Here is a 22,652-nt window from a genome sequence, read left to right as displayed (position 1 = left end):
CGATCACCGATCAGAGCTTCGGACGGGACCGTAGAATCGAACCCCTTGCGCGTCAACGGTTCGCGCACACCTCAGTCGCCGTCAGTGGTCCTGCTCCAGGTGCAGCTTGAGGAGATCGATCCCGTAGGAGTTCGCGGTGTCGGCGGAGTCCGAGGAACAGCCGGTCATGGTCGCCATGGCGGCGACACCACCGGCGAGCAGCGACTTGTTCACGAACCAGCGGCGGCTGCGTGCGGCTTCGGGGGCGCGGCGGATCTTGTCCGCGCCGGAGTGTTTCGGATCGGGCCCGGTGCTCAGGGTGCGCAACGCGCGGAGCAGGCTACGGGCCCGGTCCTCGTCCTCGGCTACATCCAGCAACTCCGCCTGGTCCACCTCACGTCCGTCCGGCACGTGCCCCTCCCCCTTCCGTACGCCCCTCGCCCCAGCATCCAACAGCCCCGCGGGCCAAGGGAGTCGGAGCGCGTCCTCAGGAAGCGAGCGCGTCCCGCATCGCCTTCGCGGTGACCGCCGGGTCGTAGCCCTCGGGCACGCCCTCGACGAGGATGATGTCGCCCGCGATGTGCCGCGAACGCAGCGGCGCGATCTCCTGGTACGCGGCGGAGTCCCACCAGGACCGCGCCTGCGCGATCCCGGGAAATCCGATCACCACGACATGTCCCGGCCAGCCGCCCTCCTTCACCTCGTGCTGCGTGCCATGCACGAGGAAGCGACCGCCGTACGGCTCGAAGGTGGCCGTGATGCGCTCGATGTACTCGGCGATCTCCGGATGCGGCGCGGCTTCCCGCAGGTGGGCTATTGCGTAGGCGGTCATGGCGTCCTCCCGGCCGGTGGGGCTCCGTACGCGGACGAGCCTGGCAGGCGGGGCCGACCGGGGTCGATTACCCGGGAGGTAAGCGGTCGGGGAAGCCGCGTCGACGCGTGCGAAGCGGTGCGCACGGCGAGTCGTTCAGTCGGACGTCTCGGGAGTCTCGGCCAGGTCGGCCGGCTCGGAGCCGTCGTCCACGGCGGACCGCTCGATGTCGTCGTTGCTCGCGGCCCAGCTGGCCAGCAGGTTCAGGGCGTCCTGCGACGGGGACGCGGGCTCGGCGGTGTAGGTGAGGAGGAACTGGCTGGGGCCGTCGCCCAGCGGAAAGGTCTCGAAGGGCAGGTCGAGGTCGCCGACGACCGGGTGGTGAAGGAGCTTCACTCCGGTGGTGTGCATCCGGACGTTGTGGGCGGCCCAGCGGCGCCGGAATTCCTCGCTACGAGTGGACAGCTCCCCGATCAGGTCCGTGAGCCGCCGGTCGTAGAGGTCGCGGCCGGCCTCGGCGCGCAGCATGGCGACGGCGTCGTTGGCGACCTCGTCCCAGTGGCGGAAGAACTCGGTCGCGTGCGGGCTGAGGAAGACGAACCGGGCGTTGTTCGGCGGCCGCAGCGGGTCGGCGTAGACGGGGGAGAACAGGGCGCGCCCGAGGTGGTTGGCGGCCAGGATGTCCCCGCGGCCGCTGAGGACGAACGCGGGTGTGCCGGCCATCGAGTCGAGGACGCGCCGCACTGTCGGCCGGACGCGCTGCTGAGCGGGCCGGCGGCGTGGTGGGCGGGTGGTGCCGGCGCCGCGCAGGAGGTCGTTCAGGTGGATGCGTTCGGCCTCGTCGAGCTGGAGTGCCTGCGCGATGCCTTCGATGACGCTCTCGGAGACGCCGGTGGCATTGCCGCGCTCCAGCCGGGTGTAGTACTCGCTGGAGATGCCCGCGAGCAGGGCGACCTCCTCGCGGCGCAGCCCGGTGACCCGTCGGCGCTCTCCGCCGTACAGGGGTAGTCCGGCCTGCTCGGGCGTGACCCTGGCGCGTCGCGTGCCGAGGAATTCGCGGATCTCCGCGCGAAAATCATCACGGATGTCGCGGTTGCTGCCTTGTGGGTCGTTTCTGCCTGCCATGGGCTTCACTCTACGAGCGCTTGTGCCGGGGTGGGGGTCCCTGTCAGTGACCCCCTCATCAGGGACTCCCATCCGCGCGTGACAGCGGGTTTCGTTAAAAGCACACCCCCGCACACACCGGGTGCCGGATCGCGGCACCTGAAAGGAAACTCCGCATGAGCAAGGTCATTCTCGTCACCGGTGCCGGACGCGGCCTGGGCACGGACATCGCCCGCGAGGCCCTCGCCGCCGGCCACCAGGTCGTCGCCACCGGCCGCCGCCCCGAAGACGTCGAGAAGGCCCTGGGCGGACCGCAGGACGACCTGCTGGTCACCAAGCTCGACGTCACCAGCGTCGAGGACGCCGAGGCCGCCGCGCAGGCCGCCGTCGACCGCTTCGGCCGTATCGACGTCCTGATCAACAACGCCGGGAACCTGTTCACCGGCTACTTCGAGGAGATCTCGCCCGCGCAGATGCGCCGCCAGTTCGAGACGAATCTCTTCGGTCCGATGAACGTCACCCGCGCCGTCCTGCCCGTCATGCGGGCACAGCGCGACGGACATGTCATCACCATCACCTCGACGGCCGGCCTGGTCGGCATGGAGTTCACCTCCGCCTACGCGGCCTCCAAGTTCGCGGAAGAGGGCTGGATGGAGTCCCTGGGCCACGACGTGGAGCCGTACAACATCCGCACCACGGTCGTGGAGCCCGGCTACTTCCGCACCGAACTCCTCGTGGACGGCTCCACCGTCTGGCCCGAGCTGTCCATCGAGGACTACGCCCCGCGCACCGCCCCGAGGATCGAGGGCATGAAGAGCATGAACGGCCGGCAGCCCGGCGACCCCGCCAAGCTCGCCCGCGCCCTGCTCACCATCGCCGGCCAGGACAAGCCGCTGGAGCGCTTCGTCGCCGGAGCGGACGCCATCGAGGCCGCCGAGGCCAAGGCGAAGCAACTCCTCGCCCAGGCCGAGGCCTCCCGCGAACTGGGCGACAACCTTGCCTACGACGACACCACCGTCTGAGAGGGACCCATGCCGCTGAAAGGCGAGTACGAGCCGAGCACGGCACAGTTCGTGCGTGACCGGGTCGAGCTGTACGAAAGCTCCGGCGGCACGCAGGGAACGACGCTGGGTGTCCTGATCACCCGTGAAGAAGAAGAGGAACTGGAGGACGTGCCCGTTGTCATTCTGACCACGCTGGGCGCGAAGAGCGGCAAGATCCGCAAGTCCCCGCTCATCCGGGTGGAGCACGACGGCTCCTACGCCGTGGTCGCCTCCGCGGGAGGAGCCCCCCAACACCCGGTCTGGTACCACAACGCGGTGGAGGTGACCGGGGAGGAGAAGGCCCTGTGGTGGGCCCGAGCCGTCGAGGCGTTCCCGTCCTACACCGAGTACCAGAAGAACACGGACCGTGACATTCCGGTCCTCGTCCTGGAGCCGGCGGCCCAGGCGCACTGACGCGCACATCCGGTCCTCGCGGGCCGCCTGACAGCACCTACCTACGGCGTACCTGATGAAGCATGTATCACTGGGCGGGCTCGATGTCTCGCGCGGGCGAACGCCACGACGAGGCCAACATGGCCGGCATCGACCGCTGACCGCCTGCGCCCACAGCTCACTGCGGGCGGCCCCCCGGCAGATCCACCTCGGCCCGGACCGTCTTGCCGGGCGGCGGCTCCCGGTCCAGCACCTCCCAGCGGTCGGCGAGAGCCTCGACGAGGAGGAGACCGCGGCCGCCGTCGTCCAGGGGACCTGCCGGCCGTACGGCAGCAGGGAGCTCACCGCGGGTGTCGGTGACCTCGACGCGGACGCTGCCGGTGACGAGGGAGAGCCGTAGCTCGAAGCCCCGGCCCGGCACCCGGCCGTGGGTCACCGCGTTAGCGGCGAGTTCGGCAACGATCACGGAGACGGCGTCCGCTGTCGGGCTGTCGTACGGGATGCCCCAGTCATGCAGTTGGTTCAGGGCGAGGTACCGGGCGAGGCGGGCGCCGCGCGGGGTCGCACTGAGTCGCTGGGCAAACGTACGTACGGTGACTGGGGGTTGGGGGCCGGGGGGTGCTGTCATGGGCCCAATCTGGCGCCCCCGAGGGGAACTTCTCCAGGTGGACGCCGCGTACGCTGCGGCAGCGTACGCGGTCACGGACTGGACAGTACGCGTGACTGACCGTGACGATGAGCGCGGGAGGTGACCGACTGTGGTCGATGGTGGCGGTGAGCCGGAGTCGTCGGACAGCATGCGGACGTTCGGGGCGGTGCTGCAAGCCCTGCGGGAGCACTCGGGGTTGAGCCGGGAGGAGTTCGGGGAGCTGGTGGGCTTCTCCAAGCACACGGTGGCGTCCGTGGAGTTGGGGCGCCGGATGCCGGATCTGGTGCTGGTGGAGCGGGGCGAGGAGGCGACGGGGAACACGGGGGCGTTGCGTAAGTCGTTTCCCAAGCTGGCTCGGCAGCCGGGGTTGGCGGCGTGGTTCCGGCAGTGGGCGGGGCTGGAGGCGACCGCGATCACGCTGTACACGTATGAATGCCGGTTGATTCCGGGGCTGTTGCAGACGGAGGCGTATGCGCGGACGCTGTTCACGAATCAGCTCCCACCGCTGGACGACGAGCAGATCGAGGCACAGTGGATCGCCCGAGCGGAGCGCCAACAGCTGCTACGGGAAAGGCCGAACACGGCGTTCGGCTTCATCCTCGAGGAGCACTTGTTCCGGCGGTGCACAGGCGGTGTGGACATCACTCGGGAACTCATCGACCACGTACTGGAGATCGCGGATCTGCGGAACGTGGAGATCCAGATCATGCCGACGGTACAGACGACTCACGCCGGGCTGGACGGGCCGATGCAACTGCTGGAGACACCGACGAATCGGTGGTTCGCCTACTGCGAGGGACAACGAGCCGGTCTGCTCATCTCCGAAGCGCAAGAGATCAGCGTCCTCCAACGGCGGTATGCCAGGATGCGGTCACAGGCTCTCACTCTCACGCATTCCGTGAGCCTGTTGCAGCGGATGCGAGGAGACCTATGACCACCGACGAACTGGCCTGGTTCAAGTCGACCTACAGCAGTGGCGGCGATGGCGACTGCGTAGAGGTCGCTCTCACCCCCGCCACCATCCACATCCGCGACTCCAAGAACCCCGAAGCCCCCCACCTCACCACCACCCCCACCCCCTGGACCGACTTCCTCACCCATCTCAAGAAGTGAGCCGCTCAGGAGAGCTCGGGGTCGCGCAGGCCGACGCAGTCGAAGGCCCAGAAGACCTCTGAGTAGACGAAGGTGCCAGTCATCCACGGCTCGTGGGCGGACAGCCGGGCCACCTGGAACGCCGGTTCGGGAATCCGCAGGGACGGTGAACGGAACCCCACCGCGTCGGCCCGCTCGAAGCCGCGGGTGCCGTAGTAGTGCGGTGAGCCTTCCAGGAACACCAGCGGCACACCCTGACTGTCGGCCGCCGCGAGGGCGTGCGCGATGAGCCGGGTGCCGATGCCCTGACGCTGGAACTCCGGGAGCACGCCCAGCGGTGACAGGGTGAGGACGTCCACGATCCGGCGTGGCGCGTCCAGCCGCGCCGCGCTCAGCAGGACATGCCCGACGACCCGGTCGTCGACGGTGGCGACGTAGGACATCGGCGCCGACGCGGCCTCCGCGACGCGCAGCGCCTCCACGAGCCCGGGAACATGCTCGCCGTCGTCGAAGGCGCGCGTGTGGACCTCGCGTACGTCCCGGTGATCGGCGGCGGTCTCCTGTCGGATCACCGGCCCGGAGCCGGCGGAAACGACCCGGGAGCCTTCGGGCACATCATGTGACGTCATGGCCGTAAGCGTAGGGCGCGCGGCCCCGCAGCCACATGCGAACCCGGAGGTTCGACATCCACTGCGGGCCCGCACCCGCGGTCAGCCGGTGGAGGCCGCCGGCCCGAAGTCCGCCTCCAGCCGCTCCCTCCACCCGGCGTCCGCCAGCCCCGCCCCCACCAGCACGTCCCGCCAGTCCTCCTTGGCCAGCTGGACGGCGTCGAGGATCCGGTCCACCCGGCCCTGTCCGCACAGCAGGGTCGCGGCGGCGATGCGCTCCTTGTCCTCCTGGTCGCCGCGGTCGGTCAGGTGGTTGACCAGTTCGGTGAGGAGATCGCCCACCACCTCGCCCTCCCGGCCCGGGAAGTCCTCCGCGATGCGCCGTTCGACCCGCACGGTAAGCCCCATTTACCCTCCTTGTCGGCATACGCCCTGATACGGTACCGCGTCCACCCCGCCCGACACCGCAACCTGACGCGTCAGAATCTTGACGGTCACTCACTTTGCCGAACTGACAGCTCACCTACAGCAATGGCCCTTATGGTGTCGTGTCCATGACAGACACCTCAATGAATGAGACCCCCATGGATGAGACCCCCACAACCGGCGCCCCCGCGAGAGACGCCCTCGCCCGCCGGACGGTCCTCGTCGCCACAGGCGCCACCGCCGCCACCCTCGCCGTGGGCGCCGCCGTGTCCGGCGCCCCGGCCGCGCGGACGGCCGACACCGCCGACACGGCCCCCGTGGCCGCCGCGGCCGTCTGCACCCTCACCCGGGAGATGACCGAAGGCCCCTACTACCTCGATGGCCAGTACGTCCGTTCCGACATCACCGAGGGCAAGACCGGCTTCCCGCTCAAACTCGCCCTCACCGTGGTCGACGACGACACCTGCGCCACGATCAGCAACGCCCTCGTCGAGATCTGGCACTGCGACGCACTCGGCGAGTACTCCGGCTACGTCGGCAACAACGGCCACAACGAGCCCGACAGCGGCACCTTCCTGCGCGGCGGCGTGCTCACCGACTCCAGTGGCGTCGCCCGCATCACGACGGTCTACCCCGGCTGGTACATCGGCCGCTGCGTCCACATCCACGTGAAGGTGCACGTGAACGTCACCCTCACCTCCGACGGCTCCTTCACCGGCGGCACCGAACTCCACACCGGCCAGCTCTTCTTCAACGAGACGGTCACCGCCAAGGTCGGCGCCCTCTCGCCGTACTCGGCCAACACGGTCCGCCGCACCACCCTCGCCCAGGACGGAATCTACGACGACGGCGGCGCCGCGTCCGGCCTCCTGACCCTGACCGCCCTGGGCAGCAGCCCCTCGGCCGGCTACTCCGGCACCCTGACGCTCGGCGTCGAACGCTGATCAACGCGTCGCCCGCCGCCCACAGGAGCGGCGGGCGACACCCGTTCACTTGCCCGGGCACTCCTTCCACGCCATGTGGTACACGGTGCTGATGTCGCCGTCGGTCGAGTCCATCGTCATGAAGCTGACCTTGGACGGCGAGGAGGTGCCCGCGTTCACGCGGATCTCCGTGTTGATGTTGAAGTTGCGCTGAACTCCACAGGGAGCCCACACCAGTTGGGCCCAGTCGGTGGTGTCGGTCGCCTGCCAGTTGTCGTTGTAGGCGCCGGGGAAGGTGTGGGTCTTGGCGGCCGTCTGCGAGGAGCCCTGGAAGTAGTACGAGGCCCGCTGGACGCCGCTCGCGCCGGCCTGGAGCGAGGCGAAGCCGCGGTAGTCGGCCTCGGCGATGGCGTAGGTGAAGCCCTGCGGGACATGGACGATCAGGTTGAGCTGGCAGTTCTTGCGGAACGCCGTGGGGTCGGAGTTGCCGCCGACCTGGGCGAGGTAGTCGCTGTAGGTCACCGTGAACGCGGTGTTGTCCTCGGAGACGGCGACGGCCGCCGTGCCCGCGGGACAGCCGGAGCCGTTCACCGTGGCGACGTCGATGACGATCTTGTCCGGGGGCGGGTCGACGAACCCGCCGGACGGGTTGTGCGCGGGCACCGCCGCGGTGAGGAGGGCGGCGACGGCGCCGCCCAGAATCAGTCCACTTGCCATGGGGGGTCTCTCCTCTGCGCTGTTGTTGAAGCGTGGAGAACCTGTGTGGTTTCTGTGAAGCACCGCGGCGATCGAATCGTAGGGAGCGCTCTGTGACACCGCCAGGGCGAACTCCAGCCATTCCTCTGATGGCCGAACTCACGTGTAAACAGGGGAAGTTGGACACCTACTGAACCCGAGTCGACCCCCGGCTGGATTCAGGGGTTCTCCCACGCGGCCGGTTCCGCCGCGAGCCGCTGCACCGGCTCCGGGAGCGCGTCGCCCGCGATGTCGGCGATGGTGACGCCCTCCAGGATCTTGCGGACGTTGGCCCGCAGCGCGATCCACAGCGGGAGGAGTGGCTGTGCGGAACCCGTGTACTCCAGACCGGTGGGCCGCTCGCCGCGCACCGACACGATCGGCCCGTCGACCGTGCGGATGACATCAGCGACCGTGATGGCCGAGGCCTCGCGCGCGAGCCGGTAACCGCCGCCCCCGCCCCGCCTGCTGTCGACGATCCCGCCGCGCCTCAGGTCGCCGAGAATCCCCTCCAGGAACTTGTGCGGAATGTCCTGGACCGCGGCGATGGCCTCGGCCTTCACCGGCTCGGAGTCCTGCCGCACGGCAAGCTCCAGCACCGCCCGTACCGCGTAGTCCGCCCGTGCAGAGATCCTCATACGGCAATTGTGCGGTGTGCGGGCGTAGACAATGGTCACGCCACAATAGGCACACCACCCACACCCACGGACGGACTGGCGCTAGCGCGGCACGACCAGGAGGCGCTCCCTTGGAGCTGAGCAGACGTACATTCAGCGCCCTCGCCGGCACCACGGCGCTCGGTTTCGCGCTGAGCGACAGCGGTGGGGAGACCACCCGGGCCTACGCCTCCCACAGCGTGCCCACCGGGCCCGCGCCCGGCGCGCCGGCGGCCGACCGGGTCCGGCACAAGGTCGGTTACGACAAGTACTCGCTGGTGGTCGACGGCCGGCGCCTGGTGCTGTGGTCCGGCGAGATGCACCCCTTCCGGCTGCCGAGCCCGTCGCTGTGGCGGGACGTCCTGCAGAAGATGCGCGCCCACGGCTTCAACGCGGTCAGTGTGTACGTGGCCTGGAACTACCACTCCCCGGGCCCCGGCCAGTACGACTTCACCGGCGTCCGCGACCTCGACCTGTTCCTGCGCACGGCCGCCGAGACCGGTTTGTACGTGATCCTGCGGCCGGGCCCGTACATCAACGCCGAGGTCGACGGCGGCGGCTTTCCCGGCTGGCTCGCGGCGACCGCCGGCCGGGCCCGCACCTCCGACCCGGCCTATCTGTCGTACGCCGACGAGTGGCTGACCGAGGTCAACGCCATCGCCGTGCGGCATCTGTTCACCAAGGGCAGGGGCACGGTCCTGCTCTACCAGATCGAGAACGAGTACGACGCCTTCGTCGACGAGCGCCTCGGCCGCGACTACATGTCCCACCTGTACAAGAAGGTGCGTGCCGACGGGATCGACGTCCCGCTGTTCCACAACGACAAGGGAAGGAACGGCTACTGGACGCCTGGGTCCTTCAACACCGGAGGTGAGGAGCGTGGTTGGCTCTACGGCTTCGACGGGTATCCCGCGCCGTCCGAAGTGCCGCCCGACTGGGGCGACTTCGGCGTGGGCGGACTGAAGGGCGGGGCCACGGCCAGCCCCAGGACACCCGGGTTCATCCCGGAGTTCGGCGGCGGCTGGTTCGACCCGTGGGGCGGGGCCACCTTCGACGGCAAGGGGTACGCCGAGGCACGGCGGACCCGGGACGCGGCCTACGAGCGGCGCTTCCAGCTCACCAACCTCGCCAACGGCATCACCGTGCACAACGTCTACATGACCTTCGGCGGCACCTCGTGGGGCTGGCTGCCCGCACCGCAGGTCTACACGTCGTACGACTACGGGGCGGCGATCGACGAGGCGCGCCGGCCGACACCGAAGCTCGCCCCGACGCACCAGCTCGGCCATCTCCTGCGGACCGTGCCGGACTTCGCCAAGCTGGACCGGGCCGACGCGGTGCGGGCCGCCGACGAGCGGCTGAAGGTGTACCACCTGACCAACCCGGACACCGGCTCCCAGGTGTACGTCGCGCGCAACGACACCGACGCGCCGATCACCACCACGATCCCGGACGCCGGGATCGACGTGGCGTTCACCGTCGCCGCCCATGACGCCCGACTGCTCGCCGCGAAGCTGCAGTTGGGCGGACGCATCCTCAAGTACGCCACCGCGCAGCCCATGATGTACCTGAAGGTCGGGCGGATGGACGTCGCCGTGTTCACCGCCCCGCACGGCGAGATGGCCCAGGTCCTGCTGGAGTGCCCGGAGGAGCCGCTGGTCACCCGGGGCGACGCGCAACCCGCGTGGAACTACGACCTCGGTGTCCTCAGGATCACCGTGCCGATGGGCGTCGGCGGCCCGGCCCGGGTGCGGATCGAGGGCGGCGGCAGCGACACCCCGCTGCTGCTGATCTTCGCCGACGACCCCTGGTCGCTGCGGCTGTTCCCGGTGGACACCCCGACCGGACCGGTGCTGGTGTACGGTCCGTCGCTGGTGCGCGGGGTCACCCTGGACGGCGCGACCGCCCACCTGACCGGAGACACCGTCGAGGGCACGGGCATGGAGGTGTGGGGGCCGCGCGGCATGGACCGGATCACCTGGAACGGCCGCCCGCTGCGCACCTCCGCCACCCCCATGGGCAGCCTGCGGGCGGACATGCCGGCCACACCCGGACAGCTCCCGATCCCCGGCGTGGGCGAGGTGCGGCTGCCCGCGCTGGGCGGCTGGCGGCGCCGTACCGAGAACTTCGAGTCCCTCCCGGACTACGACGACTCCGGCTGGACGCGGGCCGAGCGCACGAGCTCGTTCAGCGTCACCCCGGTCCCCGAGGACGGGCCGGTCCTGTTCGCCGACGACTACGGCTTCCACTACGGCGACGTCTGGTACCGGGGACACCTGACGGACGGGGACGAGCTGGAGTCGGTGTCCCTGTCCTACAGCACCGGCACGCAGGGGCTGCTGATGGCGTGGCTGGACGGCGAGCCGCTGGGCACGCACCGGATGCCGGTGCCGGACAAGAGCTCGGCGCGCAAGGGGAGTTGGACGGCGACGGCCACCTTCGACCTGCCGCCGCCCTCCGGGTCCTCGCCCCGCGTCCTGTCCGTCCTCGTCCGGCGGACGGCACACGACATGGACGGCGGGTCCGCCGACTCCCACAAGGCGGCCCGGGGGTTGACGCAGGTCACCTTCAAGGGCGGTTCACCGATGGCGAGTTGGCGCATCCAGGGCGAGACGGCGCCCGACCCGGTGCGCGGGCCGCTCAACAACGGCGGACTGTACGGGGAGCGCAAGGGCTGGCATCTGCCGGGCTTCGCCGAAGAGCACTGGAAATCCGCCGAGTTGCCCCGTGCCGACCGGCGTCAGGGGGTCACCTGGTACCGGACGACGTTCCGGCTCGCCGTGGACACCGGCATCGACGCCTCCATCGGCCTCACCCTCGACGACGACCCGAAGCGGGCCTACCGCGTCCAGATCTTCCTCAACGGCTGGAACATGGGCCAGTACGTCAACGACGTGGGCCCGCAGCACACCTTCGTCCTGCCCAACGGCATCCTGCGCACCCGCGGCACCAACACCCTGGCGCTGGCGGTGCTGTCCGACGGGACGACGGAGTCGGGGCCCGGTGACGTGCGCCTGACGCTGCTGGGGGCCGCGGCCGGAGGAGTGCCGGTGACACCGGTGGACTCCCCCGGCCGGTAGCCCGTCGGTCACGCGAGCCGGATCACGTTCCAGGACAGCGGCTCCAGTACGGCGGTGAGGGTGCCGTCCTTCAGCGCGGTGCCCTCGGCCGTGTGCGGGGCGACCCGGTCGGGGGCGTCGAGGGTGTTGCGGGCGTCCGGGTCGGCGTCGGCGAGGACGCTGTGCTCGACGACGTCCGTCAGGTCAAGGCCGCTCAGGGCGATTTCGAGGGGCAGGGACTCGCCCTGACTCCGGTTGACGGCGAAGACGGTGACCGTGCCGTCCTCGGCGCGCACGGCGGTGGCGTGCAGGAGGTCCGTCTCGCCGTACTTGTTCGTCTCGTACGTCGGTGAGTCGACCCGTACGTCGAGGACCTCGCCGCGGCCGTACTTCGATGCCTGGGCGAACGGGAAGAACGTCGTCTGGCGCCAGGCCGGGCCGCCCGGCTCGGTCATGATCGGGGCGATCACGTTGACGAGCTGGGCGAGACAGGCGACGGTGACGCGGTCGGCGTGCCGCAGCAGGGCGATGAGGAGGGAACCGAAGACGACCGCGTCGAGGACGCTGTAGTTGTCCTCCAGGAGGCGGGGGGCCTCCGCCCAGTCCCGCGCGCCGGAGTTCTCGATCTCGTGCCACTCCGAGATGTACCAGACGTTCCACTCGTCGAAGGAGAGGTTGATCTTCTTCTTGGACTTGAGCTTCGCGCCCACGTGGTCGGCGGTGGCGACCACGTTCTCGATGAAGGACTCCATGTCGACGGCGGAGGCCAGGAAGGAGTCGACGTCGCCGTTCTCGGGCTGGTAGTAGGCGTGCAGGGAGATGTAGTCGACGAGGTCGTACGTCTCGGCGAGGACCGTTGCCTCCCACTCGGCGAACGTGGGCATGGACTGGCTGGAGGAGCCGCAGGCGACGAGTTCGACGCCCGGGTCGATCTGGCGCATCGCTCGGGCCGTCTCGGCGGCGATCCGGCCGTACTCCGTCGCCGTCTTGTGGCCGGTCTGCCAGGGGCCGTCCATCTCGTTGCCGAGGCACCAGAGGTTGATGCCGAAGGGGTCCTTGTCGCCGTGGGCCGCGCGGAGGTCGGAGAGGGCGGTGCCGGCCGGGTGGTTGGCGTACTCCTGGAGTTCGAGGGCCTCGGCGACACCGCGAGTGCCGAGGTTGAGGGCCATCATCGGCTCGGCCTGGGGGCCGACCTTCTTCAGGAAGGCGATGTACTCGGAGAGGCCGAAGCGGTTGGTCTCGGTGGAGCGCCAGGCGAGGTCGAGGCGGCGGGGGCGGTCCTCGACCGGGCCGACGCCGTCCTCCCACTTGTAGCCAGAGACGAAGTTGCCGCCGGGGTAGCGGATGGCCGTGACGCCGAGTTCGCGGACGAGTTCCAGGACGTCGGTGCGGATGCCGTCCTCGTCCGCGGAGGGGTGGCCGGGTTCGAAGACGCCGGTGTAGACGCAGCGGCCCAGGTGTTCCACGAAGGAGCCGAAGAGACGGGGGTTCACTTCGCCGACGGTGAAGGCGGGGTCGAGGGTGAAGCGGGCGGTGGGCTTGCTCATGGGGACCTTTCAGGAACGGAGTTACTTGACAACGGGCCAGTCACGCACCCAGCCGAGCCTGTTCAGGCCCAGCTTCGGTGTGCCGTTGTCCTGTGCGTCGTAGTAGTGGTACGCCAGCCAGTCCTGGCCGCGGGTGCGGAAGACCGACTCGCCTCCCGTGCCGATGTACCTCCCGTGTCCTGCCAGCAGCAGGTCGCCGCCGCCCTCCAGCAGCGGCTTGCCGGTGCTGTCGACATACGGGCCCGTGACCTTGGTGGATCGTCCGACCCTGATCTTGTACGTGGAGTTCACTCCCGCACAACAGGCGTCGTAGGACGCGAAGAGGTAGTAGAAGCGGCCGTGCTTCACGAGGGCCGGGCCCTCGACGGCGTACGGGGCGTCGGGGCGGGTGGCCAGGTGGTGGACGTCGGCGCCGGGGAGGGCCTTGCCGGTGGCCGGGCTGAGCTCGACCATGCGGATGCCCGTCCAGTACGAGCCGAACGACATCCACAGCCTGCCGTCCGCCGGGATGATCGCCGGGTCGATGGCGTTCCAGGAGTCGGTGGTCTCGGAGGTGAAGACCTTGCCGCGGTCGGTCCAGGTGCCGGGGAGACCGGACGGGGAGGTGGCCACGCCGATCGCGGAGTGGTTGGTGCCCCAGGAGGAGACGGCGTAGTAGAGCCAGTAGCGGCCCGCGCGGTAGGAGATGTCCGGCGCCCACGGGTCACCGGTGTCGTTGTACTCGTACCACCAGTCCGGCGCCTCGGCGAAGGCGTTGCCCGCGTCGCTCCAGTGCGTGAGGTCCTTGGACAGCCGGGCCCCGATCACACCGCCGGTCGAATAGGCCACGTACCCACCGGACTTGAGATGAATGACGGCCGGATCGTGAATGATCTGCTGACCGCTGATCGGAACCGGGTCGGGGTAGGTGGGATCGGCCTGGGCCGTGGTCGGGAGCAGGGCGATGAGGGCGGCGGTCAGGACGGTGGCAAGTCTGAGACGCTTCAATTGGTGCTCCCTACGTCGATGACGGCCCACCGGGGCCGGATTCGATCGGTGCGGCGAGACCGCGCGGCCCGCCCGGACCATTCCCCCGCGCCTCGGCCAGACCCACCACCGGAACAGAAACCGGCTGACACAGAGCCGCCGTCCCCTCGGCCGCGGACACGCACCCGCCCGGCAGGCTCGGACGAGTCCCCCACGCCCCCGACAGACCCACCACCGAAGCAGGAACCAGCTGCCGCAGAGCCCTCGTCCGGCCAGCCGTGGGCACGCGTCTGCCCGACCCCGCCAGGGCTCGGCCGGTGACCAGGCCCACGCCACTCCCCGACCACTGGCCCACCGGGGCCCTGTCCGCTCGGCGGCTGTCGAGAGACGGCCGGCTCGCCGCCACCGGCCCCGCGCCGTACCGCGGCCGTGTCACTGGCCCGCCAGCCCCGTGTGGGCCACGCCCGCCACGATCTGGCGTTGGAAGAAGACGAACACGATGATCAGCGGGAGGCCCGCCATGAGGCCGCCGGCCATGAGCTGGGCCCACTGGATGCCGTAGGAGTTCATGACGGTCGCGATGCCGTTCGGCATGGTCATCAGGTCGGGGTTGTTGGTCACCATGTAGGGCCACAGGAAGTTGTTCCAGGAGGCGATGAAGGTGAAGATGCCGACCGCCGCCAGGGAGGGACGGGCCAGTGGGACCACGATCGTGAAGAAGACCCGCCAGCGGCCCGCGCCGTCGATGAAGGCCGCCTCCTCCAGTTCGCGCGGGACGCCCTGGAAGAACTTGTAGAGGATGTAGACCATCGCGGCCGGTGCGCACTGCGGGAGGATCATGCCCCAGTACGTGTCGACCATCCCCATCTGCTGGACCGTGGTGAACAGGGGTACGCCGAGGACCGCCGGGGAGATCATCAGGCCCGACATGACGATGCCCATGAGCACGTTCTTGCCGCGGAACTCCGTGCGGGCGAAGCCGTATCCGGCGAGGGCGCTGACGGTCAGGACCACGGAGGTGACGCAGACCGACACCACCAGCGAGTTGACGAACCAGTTGGTGATGTTGCCGGTCTCCCACAGCGCCTTCCACGCCTGGACCGTCCAGACCTTCGGCAACCAGTGCGGCGGGATCTCGGCCGCCTCCGCCTCGGACTTGAGGGAGGTGAACAGGGCCGCGGCGATCGGTGCCACGAACACGGCGGACACGGCGACGCCGAGGAGGGTGAGGACGATCTGGCTGGGGGTCCAGGGCTTACGCGGGCTCTTGCGGGCCGGTACGGCGGTGGTCATCGGCCGCCCTCCTCACGGTTGCGCAGCAGCCACATCCGCGACAGGGCGACGACTGCGATGATCACGAAGAAGATGATGGACATCGCGGAGGCGTAGCCCACGCGGTAGCTGGTGAAGCCCTGTTCGAGGGTGTACTGCACGAAGGAGCGGGTGCTGACCTCCGGCCCCGGCCCGAAGTCCATCATCACGACCGCCTGGTCGAAGAGCTGCAGCGAGGCGAGGATCTGGAGCGCGATCACCAGGCCGGTGATGTTGCGCAGCATCGGCAGCGTGATGTGGACCATGCGGTGCCAGGCGTTCGCGCCGTCCAGCTTCGCGGCCTCGTAGAGGTGGTCGGGGATGCCCTGGAGGGCGGCGAGGTAGAGCAGGAAGCTGAAGCCGACGGTCCACCACAGGGTCTCGATGACGATGGCGAGCATCGCGTACGACTTGTCGGTCAGCCAGGGTGTGTCGAGCCCGAAGGTCTCGTTGATCAGGCCGATGCCCTGGGTGAACAGCCACTGGAACATGTTGGCGGCGACCGTGGAGGGCAGCAGGAACGGCACGAAGAAGCACAGCCGCCACAGCCACTTGCCGCGCTCGATGTGGTGGGCGAGCATCGCCAGCAGGAAGGCGAGGACCGTGATGCAGGGGACGACCAGCAGCGTGAAGTACGCGCTGTGGCCGAGCGCGTCCCACATCGCCGAGTCACCCAGGGCCTCGCGGTAGTTGTCGAGGCCGACGAAACTCGCGCCGTCGCCGGAGATGTTGGCGTCCGTGAAGCTGAGGTAGACGCCGCGCAGCAGCGGCCAGATCACGAACAGCACGAAGAGCGCCAGGAACGGGGCGACGAACCAGCCCCCGTGCTGGAAGCCCTGCTTGCGGCGGACGGTCGCCGTCGCGGCCGCGGTCCTGGCGCGGGCCGGTGCGGCGACGGCTCCGGTCGTCATGTGAGCGCTGGTCGTCATGCGACCGCACCTCCCTGCGCGGCGGTCCTGCCGTCCATCGGGTTCTTCGAGGCGAGGAGTTTGGTGAGATGGCTCTTCATCGTCTGCGCGACCTTGTCCGGCTTGGCGGAGCCCATCGTCGAGGAGACGACGACCGGGCCGAGGTCCTGGGCGAGCACGCCGGTGGAGCCCGCGAACCACACCTTCGGCTCGGTGGCCTGGTGGTCCATGGCGCTGACGTACTCGTTCTGCGGGGTGAGCTTCTTGTACGCGGCTGTGGAGAGCGTCGGCGTGTACGCGGGGATGTGCCCGCCGGCCGCCCACTGGAGGGCGTGCGTGACGACGTACGCGGCGAGTTCGTGCGCGCCCTCGTTGGTGGCGCCGCCGCGGCCCGCCTGGTGCGGCAGGACGAAGGCGTGCGACTCGGCGTGGGTGGCCGGCTTGCCGAAGACGGGCGGCAGCGGGGTCGCGCCGTAGTCGAGCTTCGCGCCGGAGAAGACCGGCACGGACCAGTTGCCCTCCCAGGTGAAGGGGGCGCCGTTGATGAACTGTTCGCCGGTGGGGGCGCCAGGGATGACGTACCCGTCGGTGACGTGCTTGCGGAGGAACTCCAGTACCCGGGTGGCCCTGTCGGGGTCGAAGAGGACCTCGGTGTTGTCGGCGTTGAACCACTTGCCGCCGAGCTGGGTGTAGAAGGCGACGAAGAACCACCACTGGAAGTTCTGGTCGTTGGTCCACAGGCCGATCGTCTGGAGGCCCTTCTTCTGGGCGGCCTTGGCCTTCTTCAGGACGTCGAACCACTCGTCGGTGGAGGTGACCGGGACCATCCGGCCGTCGTCGCCGAGCAGGCCCGCCTTGCCCAGGACGTCCTTGCGGTAGAAGCAGAGCTGGACGTGGATGTCGAGCGGGAGGGCGTAGAGCTTGCCGTCGATGACGCCGCGCTTCCACAGCGCGGGGTTGTAGTCCTCCTCGCGGACGCCGTACTTGGCGAGCAGGTCGACGTCCCACGGGTCGAGGAGGCGGCCCGGCGAGAAGCCGGTGACCCGGCCCATGTGCATGACGCCGAGGTCGGGGGCGCGGTTGCCCGCGGCCGCCATGGCGAGCTTGGTGTAGAAGGGGTTGCCCCACTGGAGGGTGGAGTCCTTCACGTCGATGTCCGGATGGGCCTTACGGAAGGCGTCCAGCATCGCGATCATGTTGGCGCCGTCGCCGCCGCTGAACAGGTTCCAGTAGCGCACCCGGGTGTCCGCGCCGGAGGCGAGCGCGTCGGCCCCGGTGCCGAGGGCCGCGAAGCCGAAGCTCGTGGCGACGGTCAGGCCGCCCGCCGCGGCGAGGAGATGCCGGCGGCTCAGGTCAGGTCGTCCCATTCCCTGCCCCATCTGTTCGAGATATCGAATTGCGCTCGTAACTTCGAACGGGACCGTAGGCAGGAAGCGCTTTCTAGTCAATGGGGTGCGCAGGCAAAATCGGATCGCGTGACGGGACAGTTCGGGGCGCGTAGTCTCGAACAGCCCGTCCTACGGCGGCGGGAGAGCTCAGGGGGTGGGATGGACATCGCGGGCGCGCGCAGGAGTGCGGCCCGGATCGCCTCGGCGCTACGACGCACCCGTGCGACCCCGGCCATGCGCGATCTGGTCTCCGACCTCACCGACGCGGTCCGGGCCCGGCCCCGCCCCCCGGCCGACGTGCCCGAACTGTGCCGGATCCTGTGCCAGGAGATGAGCGCGCGCCGCGGCGGCCGCCTCGTCGACCTGCGTTTCGAGCGGTTCCCCGACGAGATCGCGGTGACCGGACTGTGGGTGGAGTTCGAGGACTTCGACCTCGTCATCGTCGAGGAGCGGGCCGAGGAGATGCAGCAACTGGTCATCCTGGGCCATGAGTTGTGGCACCTGCACGCGGGGCACGCCCACCATCACGCGGCCGCGGCGGACGCGCTCGCCGGGCGGCCCGGCTGGGACTCCGTCGCCCTGACCGTGGCCGCCCGCAACGGCTCCCGGGAGGCGGACGAGGCCGAGGCCGACGACTTCGGGCACCGGCTCGCGGCCGCCTTCCTTCAGGTGGGGCGAGGCGACACGGCCTCCCCCGACCCGGTCCAGAGGTCGCTCGGCTACCGGGGACGCGGAGGCGGGAGGCTGTGACACCTCAGCAACTGGCCGAGGGACCGACCGCGTTCTTCACCGGCCTGTACATCTCCTTCTGGCTGCCGGGCCTGGTCCTGGGCGCGGCCCTGGCGATCAAACTGCCCAGCATCGTCAAGCTGTGGCGGGATCCCCTGCTGCGTGCCGTCGGCGGTGTGCTGCTGCTCGCCTGCGCGGTGTTCGTCTTCGCGGCCCCGAGCACCATCGCCTGGACCAACCGGGTCACCGGCGTCCCGAACATCGCGGCCCCCTGGGTGTACTCCCTAATCACCGCGCTGTCCGCGTCCTGGCTGCTGCTGGTCGTGCACTGGCGCAACGGCCACACCGACCGCCGTGCGCAGACACGGCGTGCGACCCGCTGGGTGGTCGGCGTCTACACGGCGGTGGTGGTCGCGCTGTGGGTCCTGTTCGCCCTCGCCGACGTACCGGTGGAACAGATCCGGGACCTGGACACGTACTACGCCACCACGCCCTTCATGCGCGAGGAGATCCTCCTCTACCTGATCGTGCACACGGCGGCCTGTCTGATCACCGCCCGGCTCATCTGGACCTGGATCCGCACCGAGGGACTCGACGGCTGGCTGCGCTGGGGCCTCAGGTTCCTGAGCGTCGGCTACGTCACCAACCTCCTGTTCAGCGCGTCCAAGTTCACCGCCATCGTGGCCCGGTGGACCGGGCACGACCTGGACTGGCTCAACACCAACATCGCGCCGTCCGCCGCCTGTATCGGCGCCACCATGGTCGCGACCGGTGTCATCGTCCCGCACGCCGGGCAGTACCTGCAGGAGCGCTGGCTGGTCCGCCGCCGACGCCGCAACCTCAGGCCGCTGGCCCGCCTGCTGCGGACCGTGCCGGGCCGCCGTGAGCCGCTCGCCCTGCAGGCCACCCCCGAGATCCGCCTGATCCGCCGCGAGACCTACATCCGCGACGCGCTCCTCCAGGTCTCCCGCCACCTCGACGAGGACCTGCGGCGGCGCTCCCACGACGCCGCCCTCGCCCTCGGTGCCGACCCCGGCCGGGCCCGGGCCCTCGCCGCCGCGGTGACGATCCTGGACGCCGTGGAGACCGGGCGGCACGCCGGGGACGGCGACGACACGACGGCTCCTGACACGGCATACCTGCTGCAGGAGATCCACGCCGTCTCCGCGGCCCTGCGCAGTCCCGACGAGATCACGGCGGTGCGCGCCCGCGCGGCCGTCCCGGCAGAGAGCATGTCCACGCATGACTGAAAGCTCCTCCCCCGCCAGAGTCGCCGTCGTCCTCGGGGGGTCCCACACCGGCATGCTCGCGGCAGCCGCCCTGGCCGGGCTCGCCGACCGGGTCGTCGTCGTGGAACGCGATGTGCTGCCCGCCGGGCCCGCGCCCCGCAAGGGACTTCCGCAGGCCCGCCATGTCCACCAGCTCTGGTCCGGCGGGGCGCTCGCGCTGGAGGAACTGCTGCCGGGGGTCACGCGAGGACTGCGGGCGGCGGGGGCGCACCGGCTGCCGGTGACCACCGACATGGTGGCGCTGTCCCCGCGGGGCTGGTTCCGGCGCTGGACCGAGTCCCACTTCATGCTGCTGTCCAGCAGGGATCTGCTGGACGCCACGGTGCGGGCCCAGGTGCTGGCGGACGACCGGATCGAGCTGCTGCAGGACGCCGAGGTGCTGGGGCTCGACGGCACCGGCGCGGCGGTCACCGGCGTCCGGGTCCGGGTGGACGGCGCCGAACGCACCCTGCGCGCCGATCTGGTGGTCGACGCGACGGGCCGCGCCTCACGGACCCCGCAGTGGCTGACCGAGCTCGGCCTGCCCGCCCCCCGGAGCCGGACCGTGGACTCCGGCCTCACCTACGCCAGCCGCCGCTACCGCGCCCCCGAACCCGCCCGCGACGGCTACCCCGTCGTCAGCGTCCAGCCCGACGCGCGCTCCGGCCGGCCCGGACGCGGCGGTGTGCTGCTGCCGATCGAGGACGGGCAGTGGCTGGTGACGCTGTACGGCACCCGGGGCGGCGAACCCGCCGCCGACACCGCCGACTTCGCCCGGTACGCCCGTACGGAGCTGCGCCACCCCGTCCTCGCCGACCTCGTCGACCGGGCTGAGCCGCTGACGGAGGTGGCCCTCACCCGTACGACGGCCAACCGCCGCCACTTCTACGAGCGGATGCCGGCGTGGCCCGAGAACTTCGCCGTGCTGGGCGACGCCGTCGCCGCGTTCAACCCGGTGTACGGGCACGGCATGTCGGTGGCGGCGCAGGGCGCGGTGGCCCTGCGTGCGGTGGTACGACGGCACGGCTGGGGCGCGCCCGGTCTGTCCCGCCGTATCCAGAAGGCGGTCGCCCGGCCGGTCTCGGCCGCGTGGGACCTGGCGATCGGGCAGGACGTGTTCTACCCGGGCGCCACGCAGGACGGACCGACGCTGCGGGACCGTGTGGTGGCCGCGTACGTCGACCGCTTGATGTACACGGCCACCGGGAACGGGCGGATCGCCCGCCGCGTCACCGATGTCACGTCGTTGGAGCGGCGGGCGGAGGTCCTGCTGACGCCGGGTGTCCTGCTGGCGGCGGCGGTGGGGCCGTTGAAACCTGCGTTGACCGAACCGCCGCTGACCGCCGAGGAGTTGAAGCAGGCCGGACTCGAATAGTCAGCCCGGATCAGCCCAGCTCAGCCCGCGAACGGCTGCTGCCGTACGCCCTTCCCGGCCCCCGGCACCACCAGCAGGGAGCCCGCCACCGGGTGCGGGGCGTCCAGTCCCACCCGGGCCGTGGTGATGTACAGGTCGCTCAGGTCCGGGCCGCCGAACGCGCACGCGGTGACACGCGGGGTCGGGAGGGTGATCACCCGGTCCAGCTCGCCGCCGGGCGTGTAGCGCCGTACCGCTCCCCCGTCCCACAGGGCGACCCACACGCACCCGTCGGCGTCGACGGTGAGGCCGTCGGGGAACCCGGCACCGTCCTCGATCTCGATGAGGGTCCGGCGGCCGGAGATCTGCCCGTTCTCGTGGTCGAAGACGTCGACGCGGCGGGTGGGCGAGTCGATGTAGTACATGAGCCGGCCGTCCGGGCTCCAGCCGGTGCCGTTGCTGACGGCCACGTCGTCGAGGACGGTGTGGTGCGTGCCGTCACCGGTGATCCGGGACAGGGTGCCACCGCCCGGTGCCTCGTCGTAGCGCATGGTGCCGGCCCACAGCGAACCGTCGGGGGCCACGGCGGCGTCGTTGGCCCGGCGGCCGGGGACGGGCTCGTGGTGGAGCCAGCGCAAGGAGTCGTCGGGGTCGAGCAGGGCCACGCCGTCCCGCAGGTTGAGGACGAGTCCGCCGCCGGCGCGCGGCTTGACGGCACCGATGTGTTGGTCGAGGACGCGGACCGTGCGATGCCCGGAGACGGGGTCGTAGCTGTGGAGCCGAGCGCCCAGGATGTCGATCCACAGCAGCCGCTCGCCGTCCCACGTGGGCCCCTCGCCGAGGGTGGCCTCGGCACGTACGGCGACCTCGTACTTGGTCATGCGGGTCATCCCACGCTCCGGTGACCGAGGCGCTCGGACAGCTCGGCGGCACCCTTGGCGGCCAGCTGCTCCAGCTCGCCGCGGCGGTCCTCGCTCCAACGGATCATCGGCACGGAGATGGAGAGCGCGGCGACGACCTGCCCGGTGCGGTCACGGACCGGGGCGGCGACGCAGGACACGTCCGGGTTGGACTCGCGGTTCTCGACGGCGACCCCGCGCTGCCGGATCTCGTCGAGGGCCTCGCGCAGGGCGCCGGGGTCGGTGATGCTGTTGGGCGTCATCGCGGCGAGCGGGGTGCCTTCCGGGATGCGGGAGGCGAGCTGCGGCTCGGGGAGGGAGGCGAGGAGCATCTTGCCGACGGAGGTGCAGTGCGCGGGCAGGCGCCGGCCGGCGGCGGACACCATCCGCACCGCGTGCGTCGAGTCGACCTTGGCGATGTAGATGACGTCGGTGCCCTCCAGGATCGCCACGTGCACGGTCTCGTCACAGGTCTCGGCGACGGACCGGGCGACCTGCTGCCCCTCGGCGGCGAGGTCGAGCTGCTCGGCGTACCGGCTGCCGAGCTGGTACGGCCGCACCCCGAGCCGGTAGCGTCCCGGCTGGCCGGGGACCTGGACGATGTACGACCGAGCGGCGAGAGTGGTCACCAGCTCGTGCACGGTGGTGCGCGGCAGCTGGAGCCTCCGGACGATGTCGGGGGCGGAGAGCGTCCCGTCTCCGTCGAGGAAGAGCTCGAGAATGTCGAGAGCCCGGGTCACGGCAGGTACGAGGCGTCCCACAACCGGCCACCTCCCTTTACGTCTAAGGCGTCTGCGTTCGAAA

The 22,652-nt window shown here is 70.3% G+C and carries 24 protein-coding genes; 9 read left to right on the top strand and 15 right to left on the bottom strand.

Annotated features, from left to right (window positions below; translation table 11 throughout):
* Window positions 1–81: 81 nt before the first annotated feature.
* The 3 genes from ACIRP7_RS33590 to ACIRP7_RS33580 form a co-directional block, all read right to left on the bottom strand.
* The gene (locus ACIRP7_RS33590; protein WP_403667038.1) at window positions 82–390 is read right to left on the bottom strand and encodes a hypothetical protein; all 309 of its coding nucleotides are present in this window, start codon (window positions 388–390) and stop codon (window positions 82–84) included.
* 76 nt (window positions 391–466) lie between these two features.
* Entirely contained in the window at window positions 467–811 is a 345-nt protein-coding gene (locus ACIRP7_RS33585) for a DUF1330 domain-containing protein (protein WP_403667035.1), read from the bottom strand.
* A gap of 135 nt (window positions 812–946) precedes the next feature.
* Window positions 947–1,915 (bottom strand): helix-turn-helix domain-containing protein, encoded by a 969-nt coding sequence (locus tag ACIRP7_RS33580; protein ID WP_403667032.1) that lies wholly within the window; start codon window positions 1,913–1,915, stop codon window positions 947–949.
* 155 nt (window positions 1,916–2,070) lie between these two features.
* On the opposite strand from ACIRP7_RS33580, the gene ACIRP7_RS33575 reads away from it, so the two are divergent.
* Together ACIRP7_RS33575 and ACIRP7_RS33570 are read left to right on the top strand one after the other, a co-directional pair.
* Window positions 2,071–2,916, top strand: coding sequence for an SDR family oxidoreductase (locus tag ACIRP7_RS33575; protein WP_403667030.1), 846 nt, complete (start codon window positions 2,071–2,073; stop codon window positions 2,914–2,916).
* Window positions 2,917–2,925: 9 nt separating this feature from the next.
* Window positions 2,926–3,351 (top strand): nitroreductase family deazaflavin-dependent oxidoreductase, encoded by a 426-nt coding sequence (locus ACIRP7_RS33570; protein WP_403667027.1) that lies wholly within the window; start codon window positions 2,926–2,928, stop codon window positions 3,349–3,351.
* 157 nt (window positions 3,352–3,508) lie between these two features.
* Here the strand turns inward: ACIRP7_RS33570 and ACIRP7_RS33565 are convergent, their stop codons facing one another.
* The gene (locus ACIRP7_RS33565) at window positions 3,509–3,958 is read right to left on the bottom strand and encodes an ATP-binding protein (protein ID WP_403667024.1); all 450 of its coding nucleotides are present in this window, start codon (window positions 3,956–3,958) and stop codon (window positions 3,509–3,511) included.
* A 169-nt stretch (window positions 3,959–4,127) separates the two neighbouring features.
* Between ACIRP7_RS33565 and ACIRP7_RS33560 the strand changes: the two genes are divergently transcribed.
* The gene (locus tag ACIRP7_RS33560; RefSeq protein ID WP_403667021.1) at window positions 4,128–4,913 is read left to right on the top strand and encodes a helix-turn-helix domain-containing protein; all 786 of its coding nucleotides are present in this window, start codon (window positions 4,128–4,130) and stop codon (window positions 4,911–4,913) included.
* Complete coding sequence (locus ACIRP7_RS33555) at window positions 4,910–5,092, top strand: DUF397 domain-containing protein (RefSeq protein ID WP_403667019.1); 183 nt, start codon at window positions 4,910–4,912, stop codon at window positions 5,090–5,092. The genes ACIRP7_RS33560 and ACIRP7_RS33555 overlap by 4 nt, the downstream gene beginning before the upstream one ends.
* A gap of 5 nt (window positions 5,093–5,097) precedes the next feature.
* Here ACIRP7_RS33555 and ACIRP7_RS33550 read toward each other — a convergent pair whose 3' ends face one another.
* Together ACIRP7_RS33550 and ACIRP7_RS33545 are read right to left on the bottom strand one after the other, a co-directional pair.
* Window positions 5,098–5,700, bottom strand: a complete 603-nt coding sequence (locus ACIRP7_RS33550) for a GNAT family N-acetyltransferase (protein WP_403667016.1) — start codon at window positions 5,698–5,700, stop codon at window positions 5,098–5,100.
* Window positions 5,701–5,781: 81 nt separating this feature from the next.
* Window positions 5,782–6,087 carry a hypothetical protein gene (locus ACIRP7_RS33545; RefSeq protein ID WP_403667014.1) on the bottom strand — a complete coding sequence of 102 codons (306 nt, stop codon included), beginning with the start codon at window positions 6,085–6,087 and terminating at the stop codon, window positions 5,782–5,784.
* A gap of 176 nt (window positions 6,088–6,263) precedes the next feature.
* Here ACIRP7_RS33545 and ACIRP7_RS33540 point away from each other — a divergent pair, with 176 nt between their 5' ends.
* The gene (locus ACIRP7_RS33540; RefSeq protein WP_403667011.1) at window positions 6,264–7,049 is read left to right on the top strand and encodes an intradiol ring-cleavage dioxygenase; all 786 of its coding nucleotides are present in this window, start codon (window positions 6,264–6,266) and stop codon (window positions 7,047–7,049) included.
* Window positions 7,050–7,094: 45 nt separating this feature from the next.
* Here the strand turns inward: ACIRP7_RS33540 and ACIRP7_RS33535 are convergent, their stop codons facing one another.
* Both ACIRP7_RS33535 and ACIRP7_RS33530 read right to left on the bottom strand, forming a co-directional pair.
* Window positions 7,095–7,745: a DUF4360 domain-containing protein gene (locus ACIRP7_RS33535; protein ID WP_403667009.1), complete on the bottom strand. Its 651-nt coding sequence runs from the start codon at window positions 7,743–7,745 to the stop codon at window positions 7,095–7,097.
* A gap of 197 nt (window positions 7,746–7,942) precedes the next feature.
* Complete coding sequence (locus ACIRP7_RS33530; protein ID WP_403667006.1) at window positions 7,943–8,401, bottom strand: RrF2 family transcriptional regulator; 459 nt, start codon at window positions 8,399–8,401, stop codon at window positions 7,943–7,945.
* 110 nt (window positions 8,402–8,511) lie between these two features.
* Between ACIRP7_RS33530 and ACIRP7_RS33525 the strand changes: the two genes are divergently transcribed.
* On the top strand, window positions 8,512–11,499 hold the full coding sequence (locus tag ACIRP7_RS33525; RefSeq protein ID WP_403667004.1) for a beta-galactosidase: 2,988 nt from the start codon (window positions 8,512–8,514) through the stop codon (window positions 11,497–11,499).
* 8 nt (window positions 11,500–11,507) lie between these two features.
* Here ACIRP7_RS33525 and ACIRP7_RS33520 read toward each other — a convergent pair whose 3' ends face one another.
* The 5 genes from ACIRP7_RS33520 to ACIRP7_RS33500 all read right to left on the bottom strand — a co-directional run bounded on the left by ACIRP7_RS33520 (window position 11,508) and on the right by ACIRP7_RS33500 (window position 17,577).
* Window positions 11,508–13,025 (bottom strand): alpha-N-arabinofuranosidase, encoded by a 1,518-nt coding sequence (locus ACIRP7_RS33520; RefSeq protein ID WP_403667001.1) that lies wholly within the window; start codon window positions 13,023–13,025, stop codon window positions 11,508–11,510.
* A 21-nt stretch (window positions 13,026–13,046) separates the two neighbouring features.
* Entirely contained in the window at window positions 13,047–14,012 is a 966-nt protein-coding gene (locus tag ACIRP7_RS33515) for an arabinan endo-1,5-alpha-L-arabinosidase (RefSeq protein WP_403666998.1), read from the bottom strand.
* A gap of 411 nt (window positions 14,013–14,423) precedes the next feature.
* Window positions 14,424–15,284: a carbohydrate ABC transporter permease gene (locus ACIRP7_RS33510; RefSeq protein ID WP_403666995.1), complete on the bottom strand. Its 861-nt coding sequence runs from the start codon at window positions 15,282–15,284 to the stop codon at window positions 14,424–14,426.
* Window positions 15,281–16,231: a carbohydrate ABC transporter permease gene (locus ACIRP7_RS33505; protein ID WP_403666992.1), complete on the bottom strand. Its 951-nt coding sequence runs from the start codon at window positions 16,229–16,231 to the stop codon at window positions 15,281–15,283. The genes ACIRP7_RS33510 and ACIRP7_RS33505 overlap by 4 nt, the downstream gene beginning before the upstream one ends.
* A complete protein-coding gene (locus ACIRP7_RS33500) occupies window positions 16,228–17,577 on the bottom strand; it encodes an extracellular solute-binding protein (RefSeq protein WP_403666990.1) in 1,350 nt (449 codons plus the stop codon). Before ACIRP7_RS33500 ends, ACIRP7_RS33505 begins: the two co-directional genes overlap by 4 nt.
* A 180-nt stretch (window positions 17,578–17,757) precedes the next feature.
* Between ACIRP7_RS33500 and ACIRP7_RS33495 the strand changes: the two genes are divergently transcribed.
* The 3 genes from ACIRP7_RS33495 to ACIRP7_RS33485 are packed head-to-tail and all read left to right on the top strand — an operon-like array spanning window position 17,758 to window position 20,970.
* Window positions 17,758–18,348: a toxin-antitoxin system, toxin component family protein gene (locus ACIRP7_RS33495; RefSeq protein WP_403666987.1), complete on the top strand. Its 591-nt coding sequence runs from the start codon at window positions 17,758–17,760 to the stop codon at window positions 18,346–18,348.
* Complete coding sequence (locus ACIRP7_RS33490; RefSeq protein ID WP_403666984.1) at window positions 18,345–19,577, top strand: MAB_1171c family putative transporter; 1,233 nt, start codon at window positions 18,345–18,347, stop codon at window positions 19,575–19,577. The genes ACIRP7_RS33495 and ACIRP7_RS33490 overlap by 4 nt, the downstream gene beginning before the upstream one ends.
* The gene (locus ACIRP7_RS33485; protein ID WP_403666981.1) at window positions 19,570–20,970 is read left to right on the top strand and encodes an NAD(P)/FAD-dependent oxidoreductase; all 1,401 of its coding nucleotides are present in this window, start codon (window positions 19,570–19,572) and stop codon (window positions 20,968–20,970) included. Before ACIRP7_RS33490 ends, ACIRP7_RS33485 begins: the two co-directional genes overlap by 8 nt.
* 20 nt (window positions 20,971–20,990) lie before the next feature.
* Here the strand turns inward: ACIRP7_RS33485 and ACIRP7_RS33480 are convergent, their stop codons facing one another.
* Window positions 20,991–21,839 (bottom strand): SMP-30/gluconolactonase/LRE family protein, encoded by an 849-nt coding sequence (locus ACIRP7_RS33480; protein WP_403666978.1) that lies wholly within the window; start codon window positions 21,837–21,839, stop codon window positions 20,991–20,993.
* On the bottom strand, window positions 21,836–22,609 hold the full coding sequence (locus tag ACIRP7_RS33475) for an IclR family transcriptional regulator (protein WP_403666974.1): 774 nt from the start codon (window positions 22,607–22,609) through the stop codon (window positions 21,836–21,838). The genes ACIRP7_RS33480 and ACIRP7_RS33475 overlap by 4 nt, the downstream gene beginning before the upstream one ends.
* Window positions 22,610–22,652: the final 43 nt, after the last annotated feature.

The organism is Streptomyces sp. NPDC102270, assembly GCF_044766405.1.
In the GTDB taxonomy this organism is placed as follows: Bacteria; Actinomycetota; Actinomycetes; order Streptomycetales; family Streptomycetaceae; genus Streptomyces.
Note: the sequence above shows the minus strand (reverse complement) of the source record. Positions and strands in the feature narration are given on the sequence as shown.